The organism is Aerococcus agrisoli, assembly GCF_003797145.1.
Classification (GTDB): domain Bacteria; phylum Bacillota; class Bacilli; order Lactobacillales; family Aerococcaceae; genus Aerococcus; species Aerococcus agrisoli.
In genome coordinates, this window is record NZ_RKMG01000008.1 from 1 (window position 1) to 23,087 (window position 23,087).

The 23,087-nt window shown below is 40.2% G+C and carries 21 protein-coding genes; 6 read left to right on the forward strand and 15 right to left on the reverse strand.

The genetic code is table 11. The annotated features are described in order from the left end of the window. Nucleotides 1-24: 24 nt before the first annotated feature. The 3 genes from EF384_RS03605 to gnd are packed head-to-tail and all read right to left on the reverse strand — an operon-like array spanning nt 25 to nt 3,731. Nucleotides 25-1,548, reverse strand: coding sequence for a sensor histidine kinase (locus EF384_RS03605; RefSeq protein WP_123779625.1), 1,524 nt, complete (start codon nt 1,546-1,548; stop codon nt 25-27). Continuing rightward, nucleotides 1,548-2,255 carry a response regulator transcription factor gene (locus EF384_RS03610; protein WP_123779626.1) on the reverse strand — a complete coding sequence of 236 codons (708 nt, stop codon included), beginning with the start codon at nt 2,253-2,255 and terminating at the stop codon, nt 1,548-1,550. The genes EF384_RS03605 and EF384_RS03610 overlap by 1 nt, the downstream gene beginning before the upstream one ends. Before the next feature lie 42 nt (nt 2,256-2,297). Continuing rightward, nucleotides 2,298-3,731 (reverse strand): NADP-dependent phosphogluconate dehydrogenase, encoded by a 1,434-nt coding sequence (gene gnd / locus EF384_RS03615; RefSeq protein ID WP_123779627.1) that lies wholly within the window; start codon nt 3,729-3,731, stop codon nt 2,298-2,300. Between the two features lie 602 nt (nt 3,732-4,333). On the opposite strand from gnd, the gene EF384_RS03620 reads away from it, so the two are divergent. Then, nucleotides 4,334-4,501 (forward strand): DUF4044 domain-containing protein, encoded by a 168-nt coding sequence (locus EF384_RS03620; protein ID WP_123779628.1) that lies wholly within the window; start codon nt 4,334-4,336, stop codon nt 4,499-4,501. 1,072 nt (nt 4,502-5,573) lie between these two features. Further along, nucleotides 5,574-6,428 (forward strand): MurR/RpiR family transcriptional regulator, encoded by an 855-nt coding sequence (locus EF384_RS03625; protein ID WP_148076698.1) that lies wholly within the window; start codon nt 5,574-5,576, stop codon nt 6,426-6,428. Nucleotides 6,429-6,463: 35 nt separating this feature from the next. On the opposite strand, the gene EF384_RS03630 is transcribed toward EF384_RS03625, so the two are convergent. The 12 genes from EF384_RS03630 to EF384_RS03685 form a co-directional block, all read right to left on the reverse strand. Continuing rightward, a complete protein-coding gene (locus EF384_RS03630) occupies nt 6,464-7,249 on the reverse strand; it encodes a PHP domain-containing protein (protein ID WP_158607403.1) in 786 nt (261 codons plus the stop codon). A 19-nt stretch (nt 7,250-7,268) separates the two neighbouring features. Beyond that, on the reverse strand, nt 7,269-8,093 hold the full coding sequence (locus tag EF384_RS03635; protein WP_199729707.1) for an energy-coupling factor transporter transmembrane component T family protein: 825 nt from the start codon (nt 8,091-8,093) through the stop codon (nt 7,269-7,271). Beyond that, nucleotides 8,090-9,859: an ABC transporter ATP-binding protein gene (locus EF384_RS03640; protein WP_123779632.1), complete on the reverse strand. Its 1,770-nt coding sequence runs from the start codon at nt 9,857-9,859 to the stop codon at nt 8,090-8,092. The genes EF384_RS03635 and EF384_RS03640 overlap by 4 nt, the downstream gene beginning before the upstream one ends. A gap of 1 nt (nt 9,860) precedes the next feature. Then, entirely contained in the window at nt 9,861-10,724 is an 864-nt protein-coding gene (locus EF384_RS03645) for a DUF8171 family membrane protein (protein WP_123779633.1), read from the reverse strand. A 250-nt stretch (nt 10,725-10,974) separates the two neighbouring features. Continuing rightward, complete coding sequence (locus tag EF384_RS03650) at nt 10,975-11,469, reverse strand: redoxin family protein (protein WP_123779634.1); 495 nt, start codon at nt 11,467-11,469, stop codon at nt 10,975-10,977. Between the two features lie 984 nt (nt 11,470-12,453). Then, nucleotides 12,454-13,668, reverse strand: coding sequence for a tRNA uracil 4-sulfurtransferase ThiI (gene thiI / locus EF384_RS03655; protein ID WP_123779635.1), 1,215 nt, complete (start codon nt 13,666-13,668; stop codon nt 12,454-12,456). Nucleotides 13,669-13,686: 18 nt separating this feature from the next. Beyond that, on the reverse strand, nt 13,687-14,832 hold the full coding sequence (locus tag EF384_RS03660; RefSeq protein ID WP_123779694.1) for a cysteine desulfurase family protein: 1,146 nt from the start codon (nt 14,830-14,832) through the stop codon (nt 13,687-13,689). A gap of 133 nt (nt 14,833-14,965) precedes the next feature. Next, nucleotides 14,966-16,681, reverse strand: a complete 1,716-nt coding sequence (locus tag EF384_RS03665; RefSeq protein WP_123779636.1) for a septation ring formation regulator EzrA — start codon at nt 16,679-16,681, stop codon at nt 14,966-14,968. 387 nt (nt 16,682-17,068) lie between these two features. After that, nucleotides 17,069-17,680, reverse strand: coding sequence for a 30S ribosomal protein S4 (gene rpsD / locus EF384_RS03670; RefSeq protein ID WP_123779637.1), 612 nt, complete (start codon nt 17,678-17,680; stop codon nt 17,069-17,071). Nucleotides 17,681-17,913: 233 nt separating this feature from the next. Then, entirely contained in the window at nt 17,914-18,603 is a 690-nt protein-coding gene (locus EF384_RS03675) for a 5'-methylthioadenosine/adenosylhomocysteine nucleosidase (RefSeq protein WP_123779638.1), read from the reverse strand. 25 nt (nt 18,604-18,628) lie between these two features. Beyond that, nucleotides 18,629-19,186 (reverse strand): hypothetical protein, encoded by a 558-nt coding sequence (locus tag EF384_RS03680; RefSeq protein WP_123779695.1) that lies wholly within the window; start codon nt 19,184-19,186, stop codon nt 18,629-18,631. 12 nt (nt 19,187-19,198) lie between these two features. Then, nucleotides 19,199-19,738, reverse strand: a complete 540-nt coding sequence (locus tag EF384_RS03685) for an NUDIX hydrolase (protein ID WP_123779639.1) — start codon at nt 19,736-19,738, stop codon at nt 19,199-19,201. Nucleotides 19,739-20,004: 266 nt separating this feature from the next. Between EF384_RS03685 and EF384_RS03690 the strand changes: the two genes are divergently transcribed. From EF384_RS03690 to EF384_RS03705, 4 genes are all read left to right on the forward strand, one after another. Further along, nucleotides 20,005-20,649: a 5-bromo-4-chloroindolyl phosphate hydrolysis family protein gene (locus EF384_RS03690; RefSeq protein ID WP_123779640.1), complete on the forward strand. Its 645-nt coding sequence runs from the start codon at nt 20,005-20,007 to the stop codon at nt 20,647-20,649. Nucleotides 20,650-20,651: 2 nt separating this feature from the next. Beyond that, a complete protein-coding gene (locus EF384_RS03695; RefSeq protein ID WP_123779641.1) occupies nt 20,652-21,863 on the forward strand; it encodes a toxic anion resistance protein in 1,212 nt (403 codons plus the stop codon). 106 nt (nt 21,864-21,969) lie between these two features. Further along, nucleotides 21,970-22,215, forward strand: coding sequence for a GlsB/YeaQ/YmgE family stress response membrane protein (locus EF384_RS03700; protein ID WP_123779642.1), 246 nt, complete (start codon nt 21,970-21,972; stop codon nt 22,213-22,215). A gap of 178 nt (nt 22,216-22,393) precedes the next feature. After that, nucleotides 22,394-22,918: an HdeD family acid-resistance protein gene (locus tag EF384_RS03705; protein ID WP_123779643.1), complete on the forward strand. Its 525-nt coding sequence runs from the start codon at nt 22,394-22,396 to the stop codon at nt 22,916-22,918. Nucleotides 22,919-23,087 lie beyond the last annotated feature (169 nt).

Sequence of the window (23,087 nt, forward strand, 5' to 3'; positions counted from 1 at the left end):
ACATTAAATGTCGAAGAGCCATTATTAGTAGTCTCTTTCGTCATCGAATAAATCTCCTTCTAGTGATTCATCGATTTTGGCGCGGTCAGAGGCTGAGATGTCGCCAAGTGTGTTCAGGATTGGGAAGCGGACGTGGAAGATGGACCCGTTGCCGAGTTCACTTTCTACGAAGATGGATCCTTTGTATCCTTTGATTAATTCTTTGGCGATGGATAGGCCTAGTCCGTTACCGCCGCGTTCACGTGAACGTGCTTTGTCGACCCGGTAGAAGCGGTTGAAGACGCGGTTTTGGTCTTCTTGGGACATTCCTTCCCCGAAGTCTTGGACGGCGATTTCGATATAGTCAACGGCATTGGTCGCTACGGAAATATGAATTTCTTTGCGGTCCGCTGAGTATTTCACGGCGTTATCCAGTAAAATGATCAGTATTTGCTCTAAATGGTTGCGGTAAATTTGGATTTCATAATTACGGCGCAAGTCATTTTCAAGGAAGAAGTCGAAGTCAGGATACAAGACTTTGAAGTTTTGGTATACCTGGTTGATGACTTCGTTGATGAGTGTTGTTTTATCATAGTACTGGGTGTCTACTTGTCCTGCACGTGATAGGTCCAACATTTCTTGGACTAAAATCTTCATACGTTCCAACTCGTTGGTTGAAGCGGATAAGGATTCTTCCAAGATTTCTGGGTCATCTTTCCCCCATCGATTCAACATGTTTAGATGTCCTTCGATGATGGCAACTGGTGTCCGTAACTCATGTGATACGTCTTCCACAAAGTGAATTTGTTGGTCGATATAGTCACTGGTTTGATCTAGCATTTGGTTAATTCCTTCAGATATCTCGGTAAATTCACCGTGATAATCCGTAACGTTCAAACGACGATCTGCGATATTATCTGCTGTAATATTTTTCAGGAATCGTTTCATGCTTTGGATTGGTTGTAGGAATAAGTAGGCAATCCCAAAACCAAATACAATGGCGATGGCTAGGTTGATCAGTATCATCGTTACCCATGCCAATTGTTCATCCGCGACTTGATCACGCACTTCTTGACTATCGAAGCTGACGAAGTAGTAACCTACTTGCTCGTTACCATCGTAAAGCATTTGATAAGTTAGGAAGTTACCGGTAAGTTCGTTTTGGGTACGACCGGTTTCACGTGCTGTGGTAAAGATATCCACGGAATCACCTGAGTTATAGATTAAGTTACCTTCTTGGTTATAGACTTGAATCTTCACGTGCTTTTGGGTCAAATATTCTTCGAGTGAGATATTTTCCATGGTCACGCGTGTTTGAAAAGCTTGGCGGACTTCAGCAGCTGGTTTATTCACTAAGGAATTCATATAGTCTTGCAGGTAGCTATCGATATCGGCTACTTCTTGGACATAATCATTCTTGATGTCTTGTTGGTCTTGATAACTGGTAATGCTGGGGCTTACACTCAAGGCTAACAAAAATAAACTAGATAAAATTAAGCCCCACTTCCAAATTAATGAAAATGGGTGCTCTAATTTTGACTTGAAGTCATTGAAAAATGATTCAATCATTATTCAGGGGTCCTCATCACATAGCCCGTACCACGGACAGTTTGGATGTAACCTGGTTGACCATCAACGTCGATTTTGTTACGTAGGTAACGGATGTATACATCCACAACGTTTGTTTCAACTTCAGTTGTATAGCCCCATACTTTGTTTAACAGTTCAGTACGTGGTAATACGACGTTAACGTTTTCCATTAACATTACCAACAATTCGTACTCACGTTTTGTTAAATCGATGATTTCATCACCACGACGCACGATACGATTTTCTTTCTCAACTGATAAGTCGCGGAAAGTAATCTTTGTTTGTTTGTGGTGTTGTTGTTCTTCTTCGATATCGATACGACGAAGTAAAGCACGGATACGTGCTAATAATTCTTCAATCGCGAAAGGCTTAACGATGTAATCGTCAGCCCCGTGATCAAAACCAGATACGCGGTCAATTACCGAGTCTCTGGCAGTCATAATAATAATTGGTACATCAGATGTTGGTCGTAAACGACGACATACTTCAATACCGTTGATTTCTGGCAACATCAAGTCAAGTAAGACTAAGTCCCATTCTTCTGCTTGTGCGCGTTCTAAACCAACACGGCCATCTTTAGCGATTTCCGTTTCATAGCCTTCGTGTTGAAGTTCTAGTTCAACGAAGCGTGCTAAGTTTTTTTCGTCTTCGACAATCAAGACGCGTCTTTTTTTATCTTCACCCATATTTTCACCTTATTTCCTGCATAATTTAATGGTTAAACCATTTTACGCATCAATTTGTTCTTCAGTATCCCATAGTAAATGGTAAGAACCTTCTGCATCTGTACGTTCGTAAGTATGCGCACCGAAGTAGTCACGTTGTGCTTGAATAATGTTTGCTGGTAATACTTCTGAACGGTAGCTGTCGTAGTAAGACAATGCTGAAGTGAAACCAGGAACAGGTACACCTGCGCGGATAGCTTCTGCTGCTACTTCACGAGTTGCTTGTTGGTAATCTTTAGCGATTTCTACGAAGTATTCATCTAATAAGATGTTTTCTAAGTCAGCGTCATTTTCGTAAGCATCCATGATTTTTTCAAGGAAGCCTGCACGGATGATACATCCAGCACGGAAGATTGCTGCGATTTCTTTGTAGTTTAAGTTCCAGTCATACATTTCTGATGCAGTACGGTATTGGTAGAAACCTTGTGCATAAGACATGATTTTAGAGAAGTATAAAGCTTTACGGATTTTTTCAACGAATTCGTCTTTGTTTCCGTCAAATGCAGCTGCATCTGGGCCAGCTAATACTTTAGAAGCACGTACACGTTGGTCTTTCAATGCTGAAATGTAACGAGCGTATACTGATTCTGTAATTGTTTGTAATGGTACACCAACATCTAATGCTGATTGAGAAGTCCATTTACCAGTACCTTTGTTACCTGCACGGTCTAAAATAACATCAACCATTGGTTTGCCTGTTTCTGGATCTTTCTTAGTTAAGATGTCAGCAGTGATTTCGATAAGGAAGCTATCTAATTCACCTTTGTTCCATTCAGCAAAGTGATCAGCGATTTCTTCAACTGGTAAATCTAAGTGACGACGTAATAAATCGTATGTTTCAGCGATTAATTGCATATCACCGTATTCAATACCGTTGTGGACCATTTTTACGTAGTGACCAGCTCCGTTAGGGCCGATGTAAGTAACACATGGTGCGCCATCGCTTGGTGCTTTTGCTGCGATTTGTTTCAAGATTGGTTCAACGATGTCGTAAGCTTCTTTTGGACCACCTGGCATCAAGCTAGGGCCTTTAAGTGCGCCTTCTTCACCACCTGAAACACCCATACCGATGAAGTGTACACCAGTACCGTTGATTTCTTGTGAACGACGGATTGTATCTTGGAAGAATGTGTTACCACCATCGATGATAACGTCATCTTTTTCAAGTAATGGCATTAATTGGCTGATTGTTGCATCAGTTGCTTTACCAGCTTGAACCATTAATAAAATACGACGAGGTGTTTCAAGAGAGTTTACAAACTCTTCTACTGTTTCAGTTAATACTAAGTTTTTATCTGGATTTTCATCAACAACAGCTTGCGCTTTGCTTGTTGTACGGTTAAATACGGCTACAGTGTAACCACGGCTTTCGATATTTAACGCTAAGTTTTTGCCCATTACGGCCATTCCGACTACACCAATTTGTGCTTTAGTCATGTATTTTTTCCTCCTTAAGGTAACAAAAAGATGATAAAACCTTCTCATATAGTATCAAAAAATCTAATATTTTAAAAGTATCTCATCAATATCAAAGCAAAATTAACTCTAAAATTAAGAGCATATTCATAATTCGTAATCATTATACCACTTTATTAGAAAAATTCATTTCTGAGAAGCCTTGAATATGTAAAATACTTTAATGCTAGGACAAAAGTATGAAATCTTCGATTTTCGTCCTTGCAGTATACGTTCCTTATAGCCGTGGACCTGCATTAGGATGTGAGAAAAAGCGTTCAGCCCTCAACCAGTGGAAGAATAGTGCCGTGTCACATGTAATGTGATGCAAACTATTCTGAAGTGGGCAGAGGGTTGCTTTTTCGAACTCTACTTGGAGCCTAGGTCTCGATTTCATCCTCTTTCACGGCATAGGAACTACACTTTTAGTCCTCTTATCGTCTATCAATAATTTATTTTGAGCAAATCCACTGACGTGAACTTCTCTTTTAATGAATTGTTCTCGTCTTTTTTATTAGCTTTTGTCCAGCCACAAAATACTTTTGTGTTATAATTACCAAGAGAAAATTATTAGGAGTATTAAAATGGCGAACAAATCTAAAAAACAAAATTCAGAAAAACGTGGTTTCGATAAGATCTACGATAAGAAAGAAAATAAACTAGGCAAAATCTTCACTTGGGTGATGTTAATCCTTATTGTCAGCTCAGTAGTCCTTTCATTGGGATTCTCATTATATAGCTACTTTGGCTAATAGAAAGAACCTGAAAACGTAAATGTTTTCAGGTTCTTTTCATTATTCTTAGAATGTGTGTTGCTTTAGCCTCTGGCTATGAGTTTGGTTTGTTTTTGAATTTGGTTTATTGATTTATGCATTTCGAGCCTTCGGCTTGTCGTGTATTGTCCTTTAAAAGCCGTCGGACCACCGGTAGCCAAGGTCTCCCGGCTTGAAATCGAACCAAGGTCTCGATTTCATCCTTGTTCACGGCTAAAGGACATACACTTCCGCCTGCGGCTAAATAAATAGATCAGTTAATTGATGAGTTTATATATTAAATAAAGCATTTTTGATTTGTGATGGGTTGGTGGTCGCACCAACCCTACCTTATAGGCACTATTGCCATATTTCAAATACGGAATCTTGTTTTTGAAAATATCCCGATTTATTCTATTATGGATTGCCATTCTTGAATATATGCCGTTCATTTGTACTAATGAAAATTTTTGCTTGGATTGCTGGTGAATTGCTCCCACAATTCTTGCAAATTATTAACATATGTCACCAAAAATGTGTAAAAAAGTTTCCAAGGTGTCTTATTTTTTTACATTTTTTGTGAAATTTTATTTTTTGGGTTTCATTTTGCTGAAAAACCTGTTATATTTGAAAACGTGTTTTTATTGCATGATAAATCACAAACTTTTGAAAATTTGGCCTGATTTTATATTTTATGTTTGGCTACAGGATTGCTGTGATTACGGTATTTTCAAGGGCTTCAGGGATGGATAAACCTATCAATTATGCGATTCCATCGCTTTCTAGCAAAAACATGCACGCTTGAAAATAAATTTACATTTCCTTACCAAATCATTCGCTATTTTGTGTAATTGCGCCTATAATGCATATAAATAAGAATCAATATAAACAATCAGCCAATTATTCGAACACTTTAGGCAGTTTCTCGTTATTGGCATCGGTGTGTCAGTCGATGTCCGTCTTTTTCACAATTTAAAAATGCCATTTTCACACTGCCTCATTCTCATATTATTTTGCAAGGTTTTTCAAAATTGCTATAATTGAGAATATCACACAGAAAGGTCGTATAACCTTGGAAGAATTGTTTCATATAGACTATCAAGATTTGACAGAAAGTGAACAGAAGATTGTTAATTACTTTAATGTCAATCAGGCTATGGCTCCTCTTCTTTCAATTACTGAAGTGAGTAAAGCCATAGGTATCAGTAATGCAACCCTATCACGCTTTTGTAGAAAGCTCGGCTTCAAGAATTTTAAAGAGCTGAAATTAGCCCTAGTTGCTAGCCAGGATGTCACCCCAGCAAGTAAACTGCAAAACGCCCTTCAAATGAAGCAGCAAAAGGACCTCGTTGAGGAAATGCCTTTTGTAACACAAAGGCTTTACCGTGATATTGATCAAATTTTACAGACCATCGAACAATTAGACGATGAACAGTTTAGTAAGGCTGCTGAAATGATTACACAAAAGAAACGTATCTTTGTCTTTAGCAAAGGCGCTTCTAAATCTTTAGGTCACTTGCTATCCTTCCGTCTAAAACGTTTCGGTATCAACATTCAACATATTGGTTTGGGTGGTTCGGAAATCTTCGAAACCCTACATAATGTCGGGTCAGATGATTTACTTGTCTTGTTTTTCTTCGGTAAATCACCGCGTGAAACGCAAGTGGTGTTTGATTATGCCACATCCATGAACATCGATACCATATGTTTTAGTGACCAACTTTACCGTAATCCAGGTAATATTGGCACCTTCCAATTTTATGTATCCCGTGGTGTACCTACGGAATATCATTCCTTAACAAGTGCCATGTCCTTGATTGATGCCCTAGTGGTTGAAGTCAGTCGCATTGGCCCATCCTCATATCATGATCATTTACGCAAAATGCACAGCTTAAAAGAGCAATACAAAAAAGATATTCCACGTTAGGCCTTGCCTAACTGGAATATCTTTTTTTGTGTCTATTATTCAATGACTAATTGGACGTCGTAAGAGCCGCCCGCTTTTTGTAATTCTTTTAGGGCTTTCTTTAATAAATTGGCGCCTTCGATTTTTTCTTGAATAGCTGGATGAACGAGCAATTCATAATCACCGCTGGCAATTTCTTTACGGAAATCTGCGATGGTGTCGAATTCGCGTTTAAAGTCATTGATGACTGACCCGTATTGTAGGTATTGATGGGTATCAGACCCTGCTAAAACGGGTTTACCGTATTGAGCGGCAACTTGTTTGATCTTGTCGACATTTGTTGGACCCATTAGGCCTGTATCTTTCCCGTTCAAGTCGAAGAAGTCGTACATGTCGATGAGGCTATCGTCTAAATTAAGGTTATTACAGCCCTTACGGTAGACGTGGGCTGCGCCAAATATCACGTCATACTTTTTCACCAATGGAAAAAGTTTTGCAGCCGGCAAGAAGTCAGAGACGGTTGAAATCGATAGGATTTCTTGGCGCAAGGCTTGGACTTCTTCGTAGTTACCGATGACTAAGTTATGCCCACCTTCCAAGATATCAATTTCCAGACCGGGAAAGACGCGGACGCCTTCAACTAGGAAGGTATCCCCTTGACGTTCGTATTTGTCATGGATATATTGATAAATTTTGTCAAATTCTTGGGTATTGAAATGTTCCGTCAAGGCGAGGGCTTCTACACCACGTTTCTTGGCTTCTTTGAATAAGTTTTGGGTGTATTGTTCTGAGAATGGCAGGTTTTTCGCCAATTTCCCGTGGGTATGTGTGTCAATTCGCAAAGTAAAGACTCCTTTATGATCATTGTATCCAAAATACGCGAACGCCAATTAGGATGGCAAAATAGGCTACGGATAGACCGGTGAAAATCCAGTCCATGCGGCCAAATTTTAACCCTTGTAATTTCATGGCGCGTACTTTTTTATTGTTTAGTGCTTGATGGAAACCTTTAATTTCGAGAGCTTCCACTGTGGTGCGACTCCGTTTTGCCATATTTAGCATCAACGGATAGAATGCCTTCATCATGATTTTGACTTGATAAACGACATTGTTGAATTTGCCTTTTAGCCCGACGTTTGATGGCCGGATGCCACGGATTTTATAGGATAATAAAATCGATTGATATTCTTCTAGTAAGATAGGTAAAATCCGGTAAGCGAAGGAAATGGCAAATGAGAATTTTTCGGGTAAACCGATGGCCATGATGCCATTGGCTAGTTTATCGGGGTCCATACCCGCAAAGGCGGTGATTGCCGCTAAGGAAACGACCGCTATTTTCACCGTTAATTGGATCAACGGCATAATACTTGAGCCGTCGCCACCAAAAACTAAAGTGAAAATAAAGAGAAAACCGGTTTGTGAGAAGATACCCAGGAAGAAAATGAATAAAATCAAGGGTACCGTACGTGCCAAACGGGTGGTCATGGCTACGAAAACCAATAGGCCACACAAGATAAACATATCATTGATAAACCATGGCACGAGACCAAATAAGAGATACCAGATAAACATGGTCCGTGGATCCAGCTTGGCAATCAGTGTTTCCTGATTCCCATAAGCATTTTTCAAGACCTGGTTTTTAATGGTGGAGATATTCAGTTTTTCTAGAATTTCTAAATCTTTCATCCTATCTCCTCCCATTCTTCTTCTTGGTTTAGGCAATGCGCTAAGTCAGCCATGTAATCGCCGACACTGTAATAGGTATCGCCATCTAGATCACGGGTCAACTCGATAATGGCTGGTACGGCAATGCCAGCTTGTGCTAATAGGTCTGGATTGTTGAAGATTTCTTCTCGCGTGCCGTCGCCAATAATTTGTCCTTGGTTCACGACGATTATCCGGTTAGCCCACTCCGCAACGAGTTGCATGTCATGGGTCGCAATAATGACCGTTTCAATGCTCGAAGACACATCGCGCAAGGTTTGGGTAATCCGTTGTCTAGTTGCCATATCAAGGCTGGCAGTTGGTTCATCCAGTAGCAAGGCTTTGGGGCCAAGAGACACACCAATCGCTAATGAGGCACGTCGCATTTGCCCACCGGATAACAAACGGCCGTCGCGGTCCCGTAAGTCACTTAAGTGGAATTGAGCGAGTAAAGCATCCGCTCGTTCCTGATAATCCTTATGTCCACGGGCTTTCATTGAATAGGCAATGTCCTTTTCAATCGAATCTTCAATAAACATATTTTCTGGATTTTGGTAGACATAGCCGAGGATGTTGGAAATTTCCTCCGGCCGTAAATTTTTCGTGTAATGGTCGTCAATGAGTACCTGGCCTGTCTTGGCTTTGACCAAGCCCATCAAAAGTTTCATGATGGACGACTTGCCCGCCCCATTGTTGCCGATGATGGCTAATCGGTCGCCCTTGTTGATGTCTAGGGTCATGTGGTCAATCACGCGATGCGCCGATTCGTTGATGCGGTCGTATTCGACTGACACGTCCTTCAATTGGATGATGGCTTCTTTTGTGAAAAGGTCGGCATCTGGGTCAACATCAGATAGACGATGAACTTGACCTGCACCCCTAGCGTAGCCAGCCTCCACCTGTGTTACAGCGGGGACCTGAGCCGCTGTCATGAAATCATGGGCTTCGGGTAGGTCAATTGGTAGTGTTAAATCTTGCGATAGTCCTTTTTTACGCAACTCATGCCCCAAGAGCGTGACTTGTGGTGGGTAAATCCCACCCGATATGAGTTCGTCGACGCGTTGTAGGGCGTCTTTGACGGGTAGGAACCATTCAACTTTGTGGTCTTTCATGAAGAGCATATGGTCGCAGTATTTGCCGATGAAATCAGCATTGTGCTCGATAACGATAATGGTTTTGCCTAGGTCACGATTTAAGTAGGCTAAATTTTCATATATTTTCAAGGCATGAATGGGGTCCAGCTGCGCGATTGGCTCGTCTAGGACAATGACATTGGGGGACATGACTAGGACGCCTGCAAGGGCTAGTAAGTGCTTCTGTCCGCCTGATAGTTGCCATACGTACTCATCAGCTAAATGTGCCAGATCGAGTGTGGCTAAGATTTCCATAGAGATATTGACGTAGTCCTCTTCCCCCGCATTCAGCAAACCAAAGGCAGCGTCGTCGAGGACTTTCGGTCGTAAGATTTGATTTTCAAAGTCCTGGTAGACGTAGCCAATTTTATGGGCTAATTGACTTGGTTTCAGATTGCTGATGTCCTGGCCGTCTACGGTTATGGTACCGTCCAGTTCACCGTCAATGAAATGCGGAATAATGCCATTCAGTAATTTACAAAAGGTCGATTTACCTGCCCCATTGTCACCAACCACGGCCACGAAGGAACCTGTGGGAATGGTTAGTGAGATGTCATCAAGGACAAGTGCATCAGTGTCTGAATAGGCGAAGTTGACATGGTCGAGTGTAATCATACTACACTAATTCTTCCGCATTCTTTTTGTTGTTACGATTTTTGATGATGGCGAATAATCCGATGACAATGATTACACCAACGATGGCAGCGATAATTTTTGCAGTAGTTGATTCTGCCCATTCTGCTTCAAATTCGATTAAAGCGAAACCTGATTCAGCTAAGAACTCAGCCGCGATTGAAACGATGACTAAAGCAATGGCAGTAAGAACGAATTTACCGTTTAATACTTCAGAGATGTCTGGACGACGTTCTGGTGTACGTTTTTTCATCCCTAATAGTGGTTCGATCTTACCGTATAGACGTGGTACTAAGTACATGGTTGGTAACATAGCGAATAGGATACCTGAGAATAAAATATCGTTGATGACAGCGAATCCTTCTACGAAGAAAACAGATTCTGGTAAACCAGCCACAGCTTCAAAGTCTTCAATGGCGAAAACGACTTTCAAGATATCTACAATGCCGGCTAAGACTTGGTGTACAGCTACGCCAGTAATGGATGCAATCGCTACTTGTTTGCGGTTGGTTGGGTCTTTGACCATCATACCCGCAACGTAAATCCCTAATGAGAATAAAACAAATTTCTCCACTTCACCGATACCGCCAAATTGGCCTAACATAATTTCACTGAAGATGACTTCCCCTGTTGCAGCACCTAAAGCAGCTGATAAAGGATCTAAAAGAATTGCTAAAGTTAATGGAATAAAAGCTAAATACTCAACAGATAATTCAATCACCCCTAAGTTGATTGAAGGAATCAATTCCGTAAATAAAGTTGCAAGACCGTAAAGTGACATGGAAAGTACAAACACCATCATTTTCTGTGATTGGCTAATTTGGTAAACAGTGGTTTTCTGAGACATTTTTGTTATCCTCCCTTTTTTAAGATAATCTCATTATATAGTGGCATTGTAAATTACAACCTTGTATTTATGTAAAAGTGTTGTAAATTTTTCATTTTAATTTTAATGTAAATTTATTTTCATTTCGCCATCCTTTATTTTCATCTGATGGCAAAAAAACAACCGCCCAGAATCTCACAGATCCTAGGACGGTTGCTTAGTTAGTTAATATTATGGTGTTTTTCGTCGCCAACTACTGCGAAGCTTGCGATTAAGCTACTTCGTCTACAGCTTGGATAGCTTTTTCATAGTCAGGTTCATTTGTTACTTCGTTAACGATTTCTTCGTATACGACATTACCGTCAGCGTCGATAACAAACATAGAACGTGCTAATTTGTCTAATTCTGGTAAGTAAATACCGTAAGCTTTACCGAATTCTACTGAGTCGTTGAATACACGCATAGTTGAATCATTGTCTGATTTCCATTTTGCTAATGATTCGTCAGTGTTTGTTGAAATGGTTACAACTTCAATACCGTCACCAGCTTGTTTTGCGTAGTCGCTAATACGGTTTGATTGGATTGAGCATACAGAAGTATCAATATCTGGTACAACAGATACTAATAGTACTTTACCAGCGAAATCTTCTTTGCTTGCTGTGCCAGCCCCTACTTCGCTTACAGTGAAATCTGGTGCTGCTTGGTTTAGTTCTACTGGAGTACCTTCTAATTCTACTGGTTCACCTTTAAAAGTTACAGTTGCCATGTTGCATCATTCCTCCTTTGATTGATTACCTATAGTATAACAATAAAAACGAATACAACTCAATCGATAAGGGTCAGGATGTGAGGACCGACGCTCAGAAAGCCACCGGTGGAAGATTAGGGAAGGCGATGACGGTAGTCATCGACAATCTAATCTGAAGCGCAGGGCTTTCTGGAGGTCCGAGCTCAACTTTAGGTAGGAAAAGAGGCTGGTTTAGAAATAATAAAACCTTCGATTTTTCGTCCTTTCGGTGTACGTTCCTAGTTAGCCGTGGGACCGTCTGGAGCCAAAGTCTCCAGACTTGAAATCGAGCCAAGGTCTCGATTTCATCCTTTTTCACGGCAAAGGAACTACACCTACAGTCCTGCCAGGTTTTTTTATAAAAGCTAGATCCATGAATTTATCGAGGATTTGGTTCCAGCCTCTTCCTTCTTGCCCACCTGCTAAAAAAGGTTTATTTTATGCTGCATGGTTTTAAATGAAATTCCCTATTTCTAAGTATTTGTAATTTAGAGGGTGTGGGTTTGGTGCGACACCAAACCTTCCTTTTGATTATTTAAGCAATCATGGACAAGTAGCCCCATGGAAATTTCTGGTACTGTATCTTAGTTGGTGGTGGTAGATCTAGAGTTGAATTAAATTACGATGCCCGCATCGTAATTTACCTTTCGATAAGTTACTATTGCCGGTATTCATAAATATCCTTTCATATGTGAATATATGCCCCGAAATTCGCAAATGGTACCCACATTAGTGAATGAATCCGAATTGTTTCATTTATGGGATGTCTTATATGAATAATGCCTGTTATTTTTCACTTTTTCCTGTTCAAATATGACTGCGTTCTAAATACTGTCATTTATCAGATTTCATTTGTGATAAATCAGAGTGTATTTTTACAAATCATTGCCCATATGTGAATCTACGCTCACCCACATCAACAAAAAAGCTCGAGATACGAGATCCCGAGCTGATAATTCATGATTATAGTAAATCTAAGAAGGCTTCTTCTGTTTTGTTGCGTGAGCCAGGCATGATTTGTTCTTTCATTGCCCCTTCTACGGCGCGTTGTACCAAGCCATCGATGTCTAAGCGAGATTCAAAGTACTCGATTTCTGACATTTTTGGTCTTGTTTTTGGAGAAGGTGGAGCGAAAACAGTACAGCAGTCTTCGAATGGTTGGATAGATAAATCAAAGGTATCGATTTTTTTAGAAATATCGATGATTTCAAGTTTATCCATAGCAACTACTGGACGGATAATCGGTGTTGAGGTTACTTCGTTAATAGCAAACATTGATTCCAAAGTTTGAGAAGCTACTTGGCCGATTGATTCCCCGTTGACGATGGCTAAACCGTTGTATTGTTTACGCAATTCGTCAGAAATACGCATCATCATACGACGAGTAATGGTCATCAAGTAAGCTGGATTAACGTGTTCTTTAATGGCTTCTTGGGTTTCAGTGAAAGGTACTTCCACGAAGTTGATCAAGCCACCAAATTTGGTTAATTTTTCTGTCAATGATTTGGCTTTTTCCAAAGCTTGTGGGCTTGTGTATGGTGGTGACGCAAAATGTACGGCCGTAATACGAATACCACGTTTCATTGCTAAGTAACCTGCTACTGGTGAGTCAATCCCACCTGAAAGCATCAATACAGCGTTAGCAGATGTACCTACTGGCAATCCACCGGCACCGTTGATCCATTCTGATGAAATCAAGAAGTTTTGTTCGCGGACTTTCACGCGGACGGTTAAGTCAGGTTTCTTCATTTGCACTGCTAATTCAGGGAATTCTTCCGCTAAAAAGCCACCTAGACCTTGGTTAATGTCATTTGTATCCATAGCAAAATGGTGGTCTGAACGAGACGTTGCCACTTTAAACGTAGCTACTGGTCGTTTGGCCAACTCGGCTGTCACCAATTTCACGGCTGCCTCTTTTAACAAATCAAAATCACGTTCTAATTCGATGGCAGGTGAGAAACTTTGGATACCGAAGACTTTGCTCAAGCCTTCTAGGACTTCGTCTTGCGGTGCGCCATTCAAAGTTAGGAACATAAAATCATGTTGTTGGTCCAAAGTGATGTCTGGATATGCGCTCAAGGCTTCGCGGATGTTACGCGCTAGGGTCGACACAAAATTACGTTTGTTCTTCCCTTTTGTAGATAACTCGCCGTAGCGAATCATAATTAGTTCTTTCATATTGTCTCCTTTAATTGATTATTGAATACGTTCGAATTTCTTCATTAATTTGCTGTAAATTTCGATGAATTGGTCGACTTCAGCTAATGTGTTGTCCTTACCAAAACTCAAGCGGATTGCTTGTTTGGCCCAAACTGGATCCACCTTCATAGCGCCTAAGGTCGATGAAGTGTTGTTGACAGCACGTGATGAGCAGGCACTAGTCGTAGATACAATCACGTCTTCCTCTTCTAAGGCGTGCACCATGACCTCCCCACGAACACCCTTCAATGCAACCGTCAATACGTGCGGTGCAGCATCTTCCGGACTGTAAACGCGGATTACGTCTTCATGTTCTGCAAAAAAGGCGCGCAATTTCTTTTGAATCGCTTCCTCATTGGCCTTAACCTCTGGGGCTTCTGTCAAAGCAATACGTAGTGCTTTAGCAGTGGCTACGATACCAGGTAGGTTTTCCGTCGTCGAACGTTGGCCCATTTCTTGACCGCCACCTTCTAATAGGTGTTCGATATTACGGTTTTGTTTTTTGTATAAGATACCGATACCACGTGGTCCGTTGAATTTGTGGGCAGAAAAGCTCATCAAGTCAACACGGTCGTGGATTAATGGTTTCTTGAATGTGCCGACACTTTGCACGCCATCTACATGGAAATGAATAGTTGGGTATTTTTCTAGTAAATCACCGATTTCGGCAATTGGTTGGATAGCCCCAATTTCATTGTTGACGGCCATTACAGAAACTAAGATGGTTTCATCTTTAATGGCAGCCGCAACGTCTTCAACGTGGACTTTACCTTCCTTGTCAGCAGGCAAGTAGGTAACTTCGAAGCCATTTTTTTCTAAGTAAGCCATTGTGTTTTTCACCGATGGATGTTCCACGCTAGACACGATAATGTGCTTGCCGTGGTATTTCTCTTTTTCCATTGCGGTCCCTTTAATGGCCCAGTTGTTGGATTCTGTTCCACCTGATGTGAAGAAGATTTCCGATGAATCAGCGCCTAATAAATCGGCTACTTGTTTACGAGCTGAGTTTAATAGTTTTGCTGATTCGTTCCCTAGCTTATGTAAGCTAGATGGGTTGGCATAGTATGTTTGCATGACTTGTGTCATGGTATTTAGTGCTTCAGGCGCAATTTTAGTGGTTGCGCTGTTATCAAAATATATCAGTTCTGACATGGTATTTCCTTCCTAATGTTGGCTAGTTAACTCTTCATATATTAAAGGCTTCCTAAACAAAAAGCAACCTCCTTGACTTTGTTTTGGTCATGGAGGTTACATTTTTTGTTTATGCAATTTGTGCTTAACGAATTTGATGCTCTTGATCGTATTGATCAATGATGATTTGACGTGCACCCGGTTGAATTTTTTCAATTTCATGTGCGATGTTTTCAAAGGCATCTTCATATAAGAATTCTTTGTCGAACAAGTCGTATGAGCGTTTAATCGCATCATTTAATTCCGGATGTTGCGGACGGTAACGGTTGGCAAATTGAATGGCACTTTCAGTTAATTGCGCTGCACGTACTTGTTTTTCAGTTTCATCATCCAAGTATTCAATTGCTCTTGCAATTTGTTCTGTAAGATTTTCAATTTCCATCATATCCAACTTCACGCGATTTAATTGTTCGCCTAAGGCATCAATGCGGTCGCTTGTATCAAAGAAGTAGTCTAAGTATTCGTTGGTTAAGCCTGGTAAATGATGAATTTCAACTGCACGTTTGATGTTACGTAAGTCTAATTCAAACATGTACAATTCGTCCCTTGCATCGCGTTCACGTTGACGTAAGTTTGCTAAGGCAACAACGATTGCAGATTGACCCTTATCAATTTCTGTTAAGGCATCGTAGATTTCACGGTAACGTGTTTCCATATCAGAGTATGCAATTTGATGCTCTGCTAATTGGTCATCCGTTGCTTTAAGAATATCTTTTTGGCGTTCGATTTGATCAGCATATTCTTGCATCTTGCCCATTTCATTATCGTAAAGTAGGTAGTTTTGCGATACGCGGTCAATTTCAAGGGCACCGTAACGGTTGCTTTGGGTAATTTGATCCAAGCGACGTTGAACAGAACCTTGATTTTTACCAATGTATTCACGGGAATCGATTTCGCGTTCCATTAATACATAAGTATGGTCAATTTGTGCACCGGCACGTTCCATCAATTCGGTAGCTTGGTTTAAGTCAGCATCTGAGATGGCACGTTTGGCTTCTTCAACGATTTTCTCAGCTGCATCAATTTCTTTTGGAATATCAACATCAACTGGGAATTGGAATTCTTCTTCCACCATGTGCGCGAAACCTTGGTTTAGGTCGGCCACTTGTTCTACATACTCTTCGTTTAATTTGGCATATAGATGTGGTACTTTTTCCATCATTTGTTCTAGTTCGTCGATATCCGCATCGATTTGTACCAATACTTCTTGAGCACCGATGAAGTCACCATCGTTCATTTGTTGGTGATATTTAGTGAAGTCTAGTTCTAGATAAGCTAGGTGATGTTCTAGTGTTTCGAGTGCATCGCCGAATTTGTAGCCATGTGCTAATAATTGTTTGCGTAGGGCTGCATATCGGTTGTAGGTTTGTTCATGTTTGTCTTCTGATGCTTTCTCACTATCTAATACTTCTGTTAAACGGTCGTTGATCCCGTTCACTTCTTCACGTGTTTCAGCTAAGGTAGCTTCGATTTCTTCAGCCACACTTCTTGCTTTTACAATGTTAAATTTTTCTGTATAGTTTTGCGCTGAAACTAAAGCCGCTTCGATTTCAGGTAATCGAAAACGTGTAATCGTTTGCCATTTGGCTTGTTCGCTTTCGTACACGCGTCGTGTTGCTCCAGAAACATTTTTATTACGTAGCGTATACAACTTATCCGCTACCGGTGTCGACATGATTTCCTGCTTCTGTTCATCTAATTCAATATTTGTTTGTGTTTGCTTGTGCCCAAGGTAATATAGTAGACCGTAGCCCAATAGTACCAAGACAATCAAGATTAACAATGCTATTAAAAATGGCACACGCACTCCTCCTTTTATTTGTTGGTGATTCACCACGTATTTTAAGACGTTCTTTATTCCCTATCTTATCATAATTTTAATAAAAAATACTATTAGATATATTACAAATGCTTTTCAAAACGCATGAATTGTAAATTTATACACAAATGTGTGTGAAAAAGACGATGTTTGATAGAAAATAATCTATTAGCCTACGGCTAAACCCTATTATTTTGTTGACCTTAATTTAGTAATCTATGTACCTACTAGCCTTCGGCTATATGGAACGTACACTGCAAGGACGAAAATCGAAGATTTTAAACTTTTGTCCCAACGCTTTCCTCGCGACGAAAAAAGCCCAGGACATGATGTCCCAGGCTTTCCTGTTAAACAAATTGTATCTATGAATTAGATTAATTTGTTGTAGTATTCAACGACTAGAGATTCGTCGATTTCTTGGTTCATTTCGTCACGTTGTGGTAAACGGATTAAAGAACCTTCTAATTTGTCAGCGTCGAATTGTACGTATGGTACGTGACCGTATACACCTTCAACAGCTTCTTTGATGATTGCTAGGTCTTTAGATTTTTCACGAACTGAAATTACTTGACCAGGAGCAACGCGGTATGATGGGATATCAACGCGTTTGCCATCAACAGTGATGTGACCGTGGTTTACTAATTGACGAGCTTGACGACGAGTAGTTGCTAAACCTAAACGGTAAACTACGTTATCTAAACGTTGTTCTAGTAAGATCATGAAGTTAACACCGTGTTTACCTTCTTTGATTTTACCAGCTTGTACGAACAAGTTAGCGAATTGTTTTTCGTTCATGCCGTAGATGAAACGTAATTTTTGTTTTTCTTGTAATTGCAAGCCGTATTCAGATAATTTAGAACGACGACCGTTACCATGTTCACCTGGTGCGTATGGACGACGAGCTAATTCTTTACCAGTACCTGAAATTGAGATACCTAAACGACGAGAAACTTTCCAGTTAGATCCTGTAAAACGAGACATTATATAATTCCTCCATAAAGTTAATTTTTTGGAGTAAAATAATTTGTTAAGTTGACCGCATTCGTGCATTTCACCTTAGCGCTTTCGTCTTCTGCAGCCGCAGACTACTTGGCTGACTGATGGCCTAGTGGCGTATCAGTGGTTGAAATGTTGACGAGCTTGCTTCAACTTTGCTGCATTATTTTACACGCATACAATCATACCAAAATGATTGTGATAAGTCAATCAATATTTTAAGCGATGTGTTTTAAGTAGTCTAATGTAACTTTGGCTGCATTTTTACCAGCTGTTACAACGAATTCTTCGAATAAGACTTCTGCATCTTGGCTCGCTGTATCAGAGATTGAACGGATTACGATACATGGGATACCAAATTTGTAAGCTACTTGAGCTACTGCGGCACCTTCCATTTCGGCACATTGTGCACCTGGGAATGTTTCGTATAACCAGTTTACTTTTTCTACTGAATGGATAAATTGGTCACCTGATAAGATTAAACCAACAGTCGCGTTCAAGTCAGTGTTACGGTACGCTTCTAAGAAACCTTCTACTAAGTTTTCTGGTGCTTTATAACGTGCTGGCATTGAAGGTACTTGACCTAATTCATAACCAAAAGGACGAGAGTCTGCATCGTGATACATAGTAGCTTCACCGATAACAACATCACCGATTTGACGGTCTTGGGCAATCGCACCTGCTGATCCAGTGTTGATCATCACGTCTGGACCTTCTTGGGCAACTAATGTTGCGGCGATAGTTGAGTTGACTTTACCGATACCACAACGAACGATGATTAATTCGTGTCCTTCGTATTCAGCATCCCACATTTCTGTGTCACCGATGATACCTCTTGACTTCATGTCTAAGTGTTCACGGTAGTAGCCAATTTCTTCTTCCATCGGGCAAATAATTGCAATTTTCATGTAATCTAATTCCTCCATATAAATGTTAAATATAAAATGCGACGGCTGTCAGTATAATAATACCAATAACTAGCAAAATAATCGAGATGTTTAGGAAACGATCCACCTTAGTTGTCCCTAATGTGAAGGTCCATTTCTTCTTGGCGTCCTCGTTTACTTCTCTTGAAGGCGCTACTTCTTCTACTTCTGTAGCTAGTGGTTGGTCAATCTCTTGGTCGTCTATTTGGTCAGATTCCTCATCAAATAGCTTTTCTTTCCAAGAGGACATCCGCATTTTTTCAGCAAAACCAGCCTTCTTCTCAGCTTTTGGTGCCTCTTCAACAACTGCTTCTTCGACTTCAGGCGTTTGGCTTTGGGCTGCGCGTAGGAAGTCAGCGGAGAATTTGCGCGGTGCGTCTAGGTCTTCATCGCGTTTGAATAGTTGCGTCGCGTCTAAATCGGTCTGTTTGGGCGCTTGTGGCGTCGGTTTTTCGGCGATTTGACTGGCTACTTGGGTGCCAGTTTTGTCACCCTTGTCGATTTTATTTTTCAAGGCGCGGTACTGGGCGCGCGTCAATTGTGGTTCGTCTTGTTGCTTGGTCACTACTTTCACCTACTATCTATTTCCTAATAATTGCCAATATTGGATGGCATAAATGGTTTTCATATCACAAATTTCGCCGGTTTGGATGGCTGTTTTGGCTTGGTCGAAGTCGAGATATACAAGCTCGATATTTTCGTCTTCGTCTTGCGCTGGTGCTTCTGCTAACTCGTAAACGTCCTCGCAGGCGTACATCTTAATGAATTCGTCGTTGTAGCCCGGTGTCACATAGAATCCGTCCATTTCAGTCCATGTGTCGGAAGCCAGTCCGGTCTCCTCAGCGAATTCGCGCTTAGCTGCCAGTAGCATGTCCTCATCACGTTCGACTAAACCAGCAGGCACTTCAAGAATGGTTTGCTCAATCCCCTTGCGGAACTGTCTAACGAGTACGATTTTGTTGTCTCTTAGTGCAAAAATGCCTACCGCCGGCCCATGAATAATTAATTCACGGTCTGCAAGTGCGCCATTTTGTAAACGGACTTGGTGTTTTTCTAAGTTTAGAATTTTTCCCTCGTAAATTGTTTCTCGTTGAATTGTTTCTTCTCCAAATGCCATTGTTGCCAATCCTTTCTATTATTGCTTGATCTATTATTTCTAATCGCTAGAGAATCTTTTCAAGTTCATTCTAGCATTATTTTGCCTCATCTAACGAGTCTGGGCTGAATTTTAGGAGATTATTTAGTTTTCGCCCACAGAAAAATCCTAATTACCTTCATTATCCTAACTGATAGAAAAGTATTTTGAAATAAGACTAGAGGCCGATGTTGTTTATTGGTGACACGGCTATAATAGGTTTAAAATTAGATTAAGGAGTGACAGACATGCAAACTGTGCTACGTTTTACTCGTCGCCTAGCAACGTATCCCCTCTATTGGCCACTAAATTTAACCCTACTTGTGCTATTTCTACTATTTAATATCCATTGGTCGCAAGCCATTTTCTGGTTAGTGATGCTCAACTTTTTAGTATTCATCATTGGTCGGATCGTCCAAACCAATGAAGACCCTGTCGTCCGTTATCAAGAAAAAGCCCAACAAAAACGCGTACCTAAATCACGTTTACCCTATTATCAGGCGTCACATTTAACTGACCAAGAAATTCAGTTTTTCCGTGGTGAAATGGCTGAAGCCTTGGCCAATATTGATAGCATTTTAAGTCACATCGATTACAATGCGCATCTAGCTATGCTATTTAAACGTTTTGATACCGAAGCGGCCTTGAAAGCTTATTTCCAAGCACTTACCAAAGCCCCTGAACAATTAAATTTAGCCAGCGATTTCCTATATCAATACCTACCACAATTGAAATCAGCCATTGACCAATACATCGCAGTCAATGAACAAATGGACAAATCTGCGAGCAAAATTCAAAAATTATCCGATTTACGTAATCAAATTTCTGACCTTGCTGAAGCAATTGCCGTATCCTATGAAAACTTCACCAGTGGTCAACATAAAGGAGTATAAGTATGACAAATTCTGAAAAAACAAATACCCAAACCAACCAAACAACAACTGATCACAGCGCAACATCTGTTGATGATCTGATTGCCAATCCTTTCCAAGACACGACGGCTGCTCCTACTTTTACACCGAACCAAGCGCCAGCCGAAGCTGCTACTATGGAACAAACCGTATTCTCACAATTGACGGCAGAACGCCAAGAACAAGCCCGCGCCCTAGCTGAAAAAATTGATGCCGATGATAGTCAATCCATCGTTTCATACGGTGCCATGGCCCAAAAACAAATAGGGGAATTCTCCCACCAACTGATTAGCCAAGTACAAAACCAAGACTTAGGCGTAGTCGGCGAAGAATTGCGTAATTTACTGGCGCATTTAAATGAAACGGACCCGAGCCAATTGACCAACCAAAAGCAAAGTCGCTTACAACGTTGGTTCAAAAAGCAAAAGGCTTCATTATATGAAATGAACGCTAAGTATCAAAAAGTTGGCTACCAAATTGATGAAATTGCCAATCATTTAGGTAAACAAAAAAATGGCTTGTTAAATGACAACCTACAACTAGAAAGCTTGTACCAACAAAACCTTGCTTTCTTCGAAGCTTTAAATGTTTATATCGCAGCTGCACAAATCAAAGCAGATAAACTTCGCAATGAAGACCTACCTGCTTTAAAACAAGCAATCACGAGTTCAGATGATCAAATGAACATTCAAAAAGTGGCTGACTTAGAACAATTTATCAATCGTTTGGAAAAACGAATTTATGACTTAGAATTAACACGTCAAATCACCATCCAACAAGCACCACAAATCCGTTTGATTCAAAATACTAACCAAAACTTAGCTGAGAAGATACAATCTTCTATTTATACTGCGATTCCATTATGGAAAAACCAAATTGCTATCCAATTATCCTTATATCGCCAAAAAGACGCTTTGGATGCACAAATCGCCGTTACAGATACAACGAACCAATTATTGACAGAAAATTCTGAATTATTAAAACAATCATCTATTGAAACAGCACGTCAATCTGAACGAGGTGTGGTCGATATCGAAACCTTGAAACATTCGCAACAAAATCTGATTGATACCATTAAAGAAACCATGGCTATTCAAGAAGAAGGACGCGCTAAACGTCTACAAGCTGAACAAGATATGATCCAAATGGAGAACGAATTAAAACAACAATTGCTAAGTGGTGGCAAACAAGATTAAAACTATCTTTGCCATATAACTTTATCTATTTTAAGTAATATGATATAATGTGTATATGAACGAAAACGTTCATTAAAGAAGAAACAAAACGAATGGAGGAATTATAATGGGCTGGTTATGGTCATTAATCGTCGGAGGACTAATTGGTTGGGGTGCTGGAGCAATCCTAGGCAAAGATGTACCTGGTGGTGTTATTGGTAACATTATCTGCGGTATGTTAGGTTCATGGATTGGTAGTACTTTCCTATCAAGCTTCGGTCCTGTAGTTGGTGGATATGCAGTTATCCCATCTCTAATCGGATCAATTGTTTTAATCTTAGTATTAAACTTTATCCTTAAACGTACTAAATAAGGTGCGTAAGCATCATTGAAACATTGAGCAGGAGCTTTTGCTTCTGCTTTTTTTTGGGCATTTTTATCTTGTTAGCGCCCTTTACTTTAAAGATATTTTCTTGCAAAATTCATATTAATTGCCTTCAAGAAAATATTTTGTTATCGTAAAATTAACCTATAAAGAAAGGAGCAAGACAATGGAAAATAACAGCAAACGCTTTTCATGGACTGAATTATTACTTGGTATTATCTACGTAATTGTTGCATTTATTGCATTCAATAATCCAGTTGCAAGTCTTTTATCAATCATTTACGTATATGGTATGACAATGATTTTTGGTGGTATCATCGCCCTAATCGCCCGCAATAGTGTGAAGGAACGTTTCGGATTTGCTTTAACAGGATCACTTATTTTAGCTATCTTACGTATTTTCTTTGGGGTCCTAGTTCTTTTTAACGTAGAAATTGGTTTCATCACCATTCCAATCCTATTCGCCCTTTGGTTCATCACTGAATCAATCACAGCGATTGTATTAACACGTGGTATCAAACCATTCTCAACAGCTTTATACTGGATTGCATTGATCATCGCAATCTTCTCATTAATCATTGGTATCTACTTATTATTCACACCAGTAGCAACATTAGCTATCCTACCATTCCTAGTTGGTATTTACTTCCTAACAAATGGTATCCAACTAATCGTAGCCGCTTTCGTATAATCAGTACTGCTGATGTAAAAATAACAAGCAAAACAAAAGCTAGCCAGGTTCGCACCTGACTAGCTTTTTTATATGGAAGTAGTGGCATTTTTTGGATTGGTTTCATTATGGATATTTTATTAAAGTGAATAAATACATTATCTGGAAACCACAGCCCTTTTTGCTTGTC

Bases quoted from the DNA above. Each gene is read 5' to 3' on its own strand.
- EF384_RS03675 (WP_123779638.1), bottom strand. From the start codon at position 18,603: ATGAAAATTGCAATTATTTGCCCGATGGAAGAAGAAATTGGCTACTAC.
- EF384_RS03690 (WP_123779640.1), top strand. From the start codon at position 20,005: ATGCAAACTGTGCTACGTTTTACTCGTCGCCTAGCAACGTATCCCCTC.
- EF384_RS03635 (WP_199729707.1), bottom strand. From the start codon at position 8,093: ATGAAAGATTTAGAAATTCTAGAAAAACTGAATATCTCCACCATTAAA.
- EF384_RS03620 (WP_123779628.1), top strand. From the start codon at position 4,334: ATGGCGAACAAATCTAAAAAACAAAATTCAGAAAAACGTGGTTTCGAT.
- EF384_RS03700 (WP_123779642.1), top strand. From the start codon at position 21,970: ATGGGCTGGTTATGGTCATTAATCGTCGGAGGACTAATTGGTTGGGGT.
- EF384_RS03645 (WP_123779633.1), bottom strand. From the start codon at position 10,724: ATGTCTCAGAAAACCACTGTTTACCAAATTAGCCAATCACAGAAAATG.
- EF384_RS03650 (WP_123779634.1), bottom strand. From the start codon at position 11,469: ATGGCAACTGTAACTTTTAAAGGTGAACCAGTAGAATTAGAAGGTACT.
- EF384_RS03685 (WP_123779639.1), bottom strand. From the start codon at position 19,738: ATGGCATTTGGAGAAGAAACAATTCAACGAGAAACAATTTACGAGGGA.
- EF384_RS03610 (WP_123779626.1), bottom strand. From the start codon at position 2,255: ATGGGTGAAGATAAAAAAAGACGCGTCTTGATTGTCGAAGACGAAAAA.
- EF384_RS03705 (WP_123779643.1), top strand. From the start codon at position 22,394: ATGGAAAATAACAGCAAACGCTTTTCATGGACTGAATTATTACTTGGT.
- EF384_RS03605 (WP_123779625.1), bottom strand. From the start codon at position 1,548: ATGATTGAATCATTTTTCAATGACTTCAAGTCAAAATTAGAGCACCCA.
- EF384_RS03640 (WP_123779632.1), bottom strand. From the start codon at position 9,859: ATGATTACACTCGACCATGTCAACTTCGCCTATTCAGACACTGATGCA.
- thiI (WP_123779635.1), bottom strand. From the start codon at position 13,668: ATGAAAGAACTAATTATGATTCGCTACGGCGAGTTATCTACAAAAGGG.
- gnd (WP_123779627.1), bottom strand. From the start codon at position 3,731: ATGACTAAAGCACAAATTGGTGTAGTCGGAATGGCCGTAATGGGCAAA.
- rpsD (WP_123779637.1), bottom strand. From the start codon at position 17,680: ATGTCTCGTTTTACAGGATCTAACTGGAAAGTTTCTCGTCGTTTAGGT.
- EF384_RS03695 (WP_123779641.1), top strand. From the start codon at position 20,652: ATGACAAATTCTGAAAAAACAAATACCCAAACCAACCAAACAACAACT.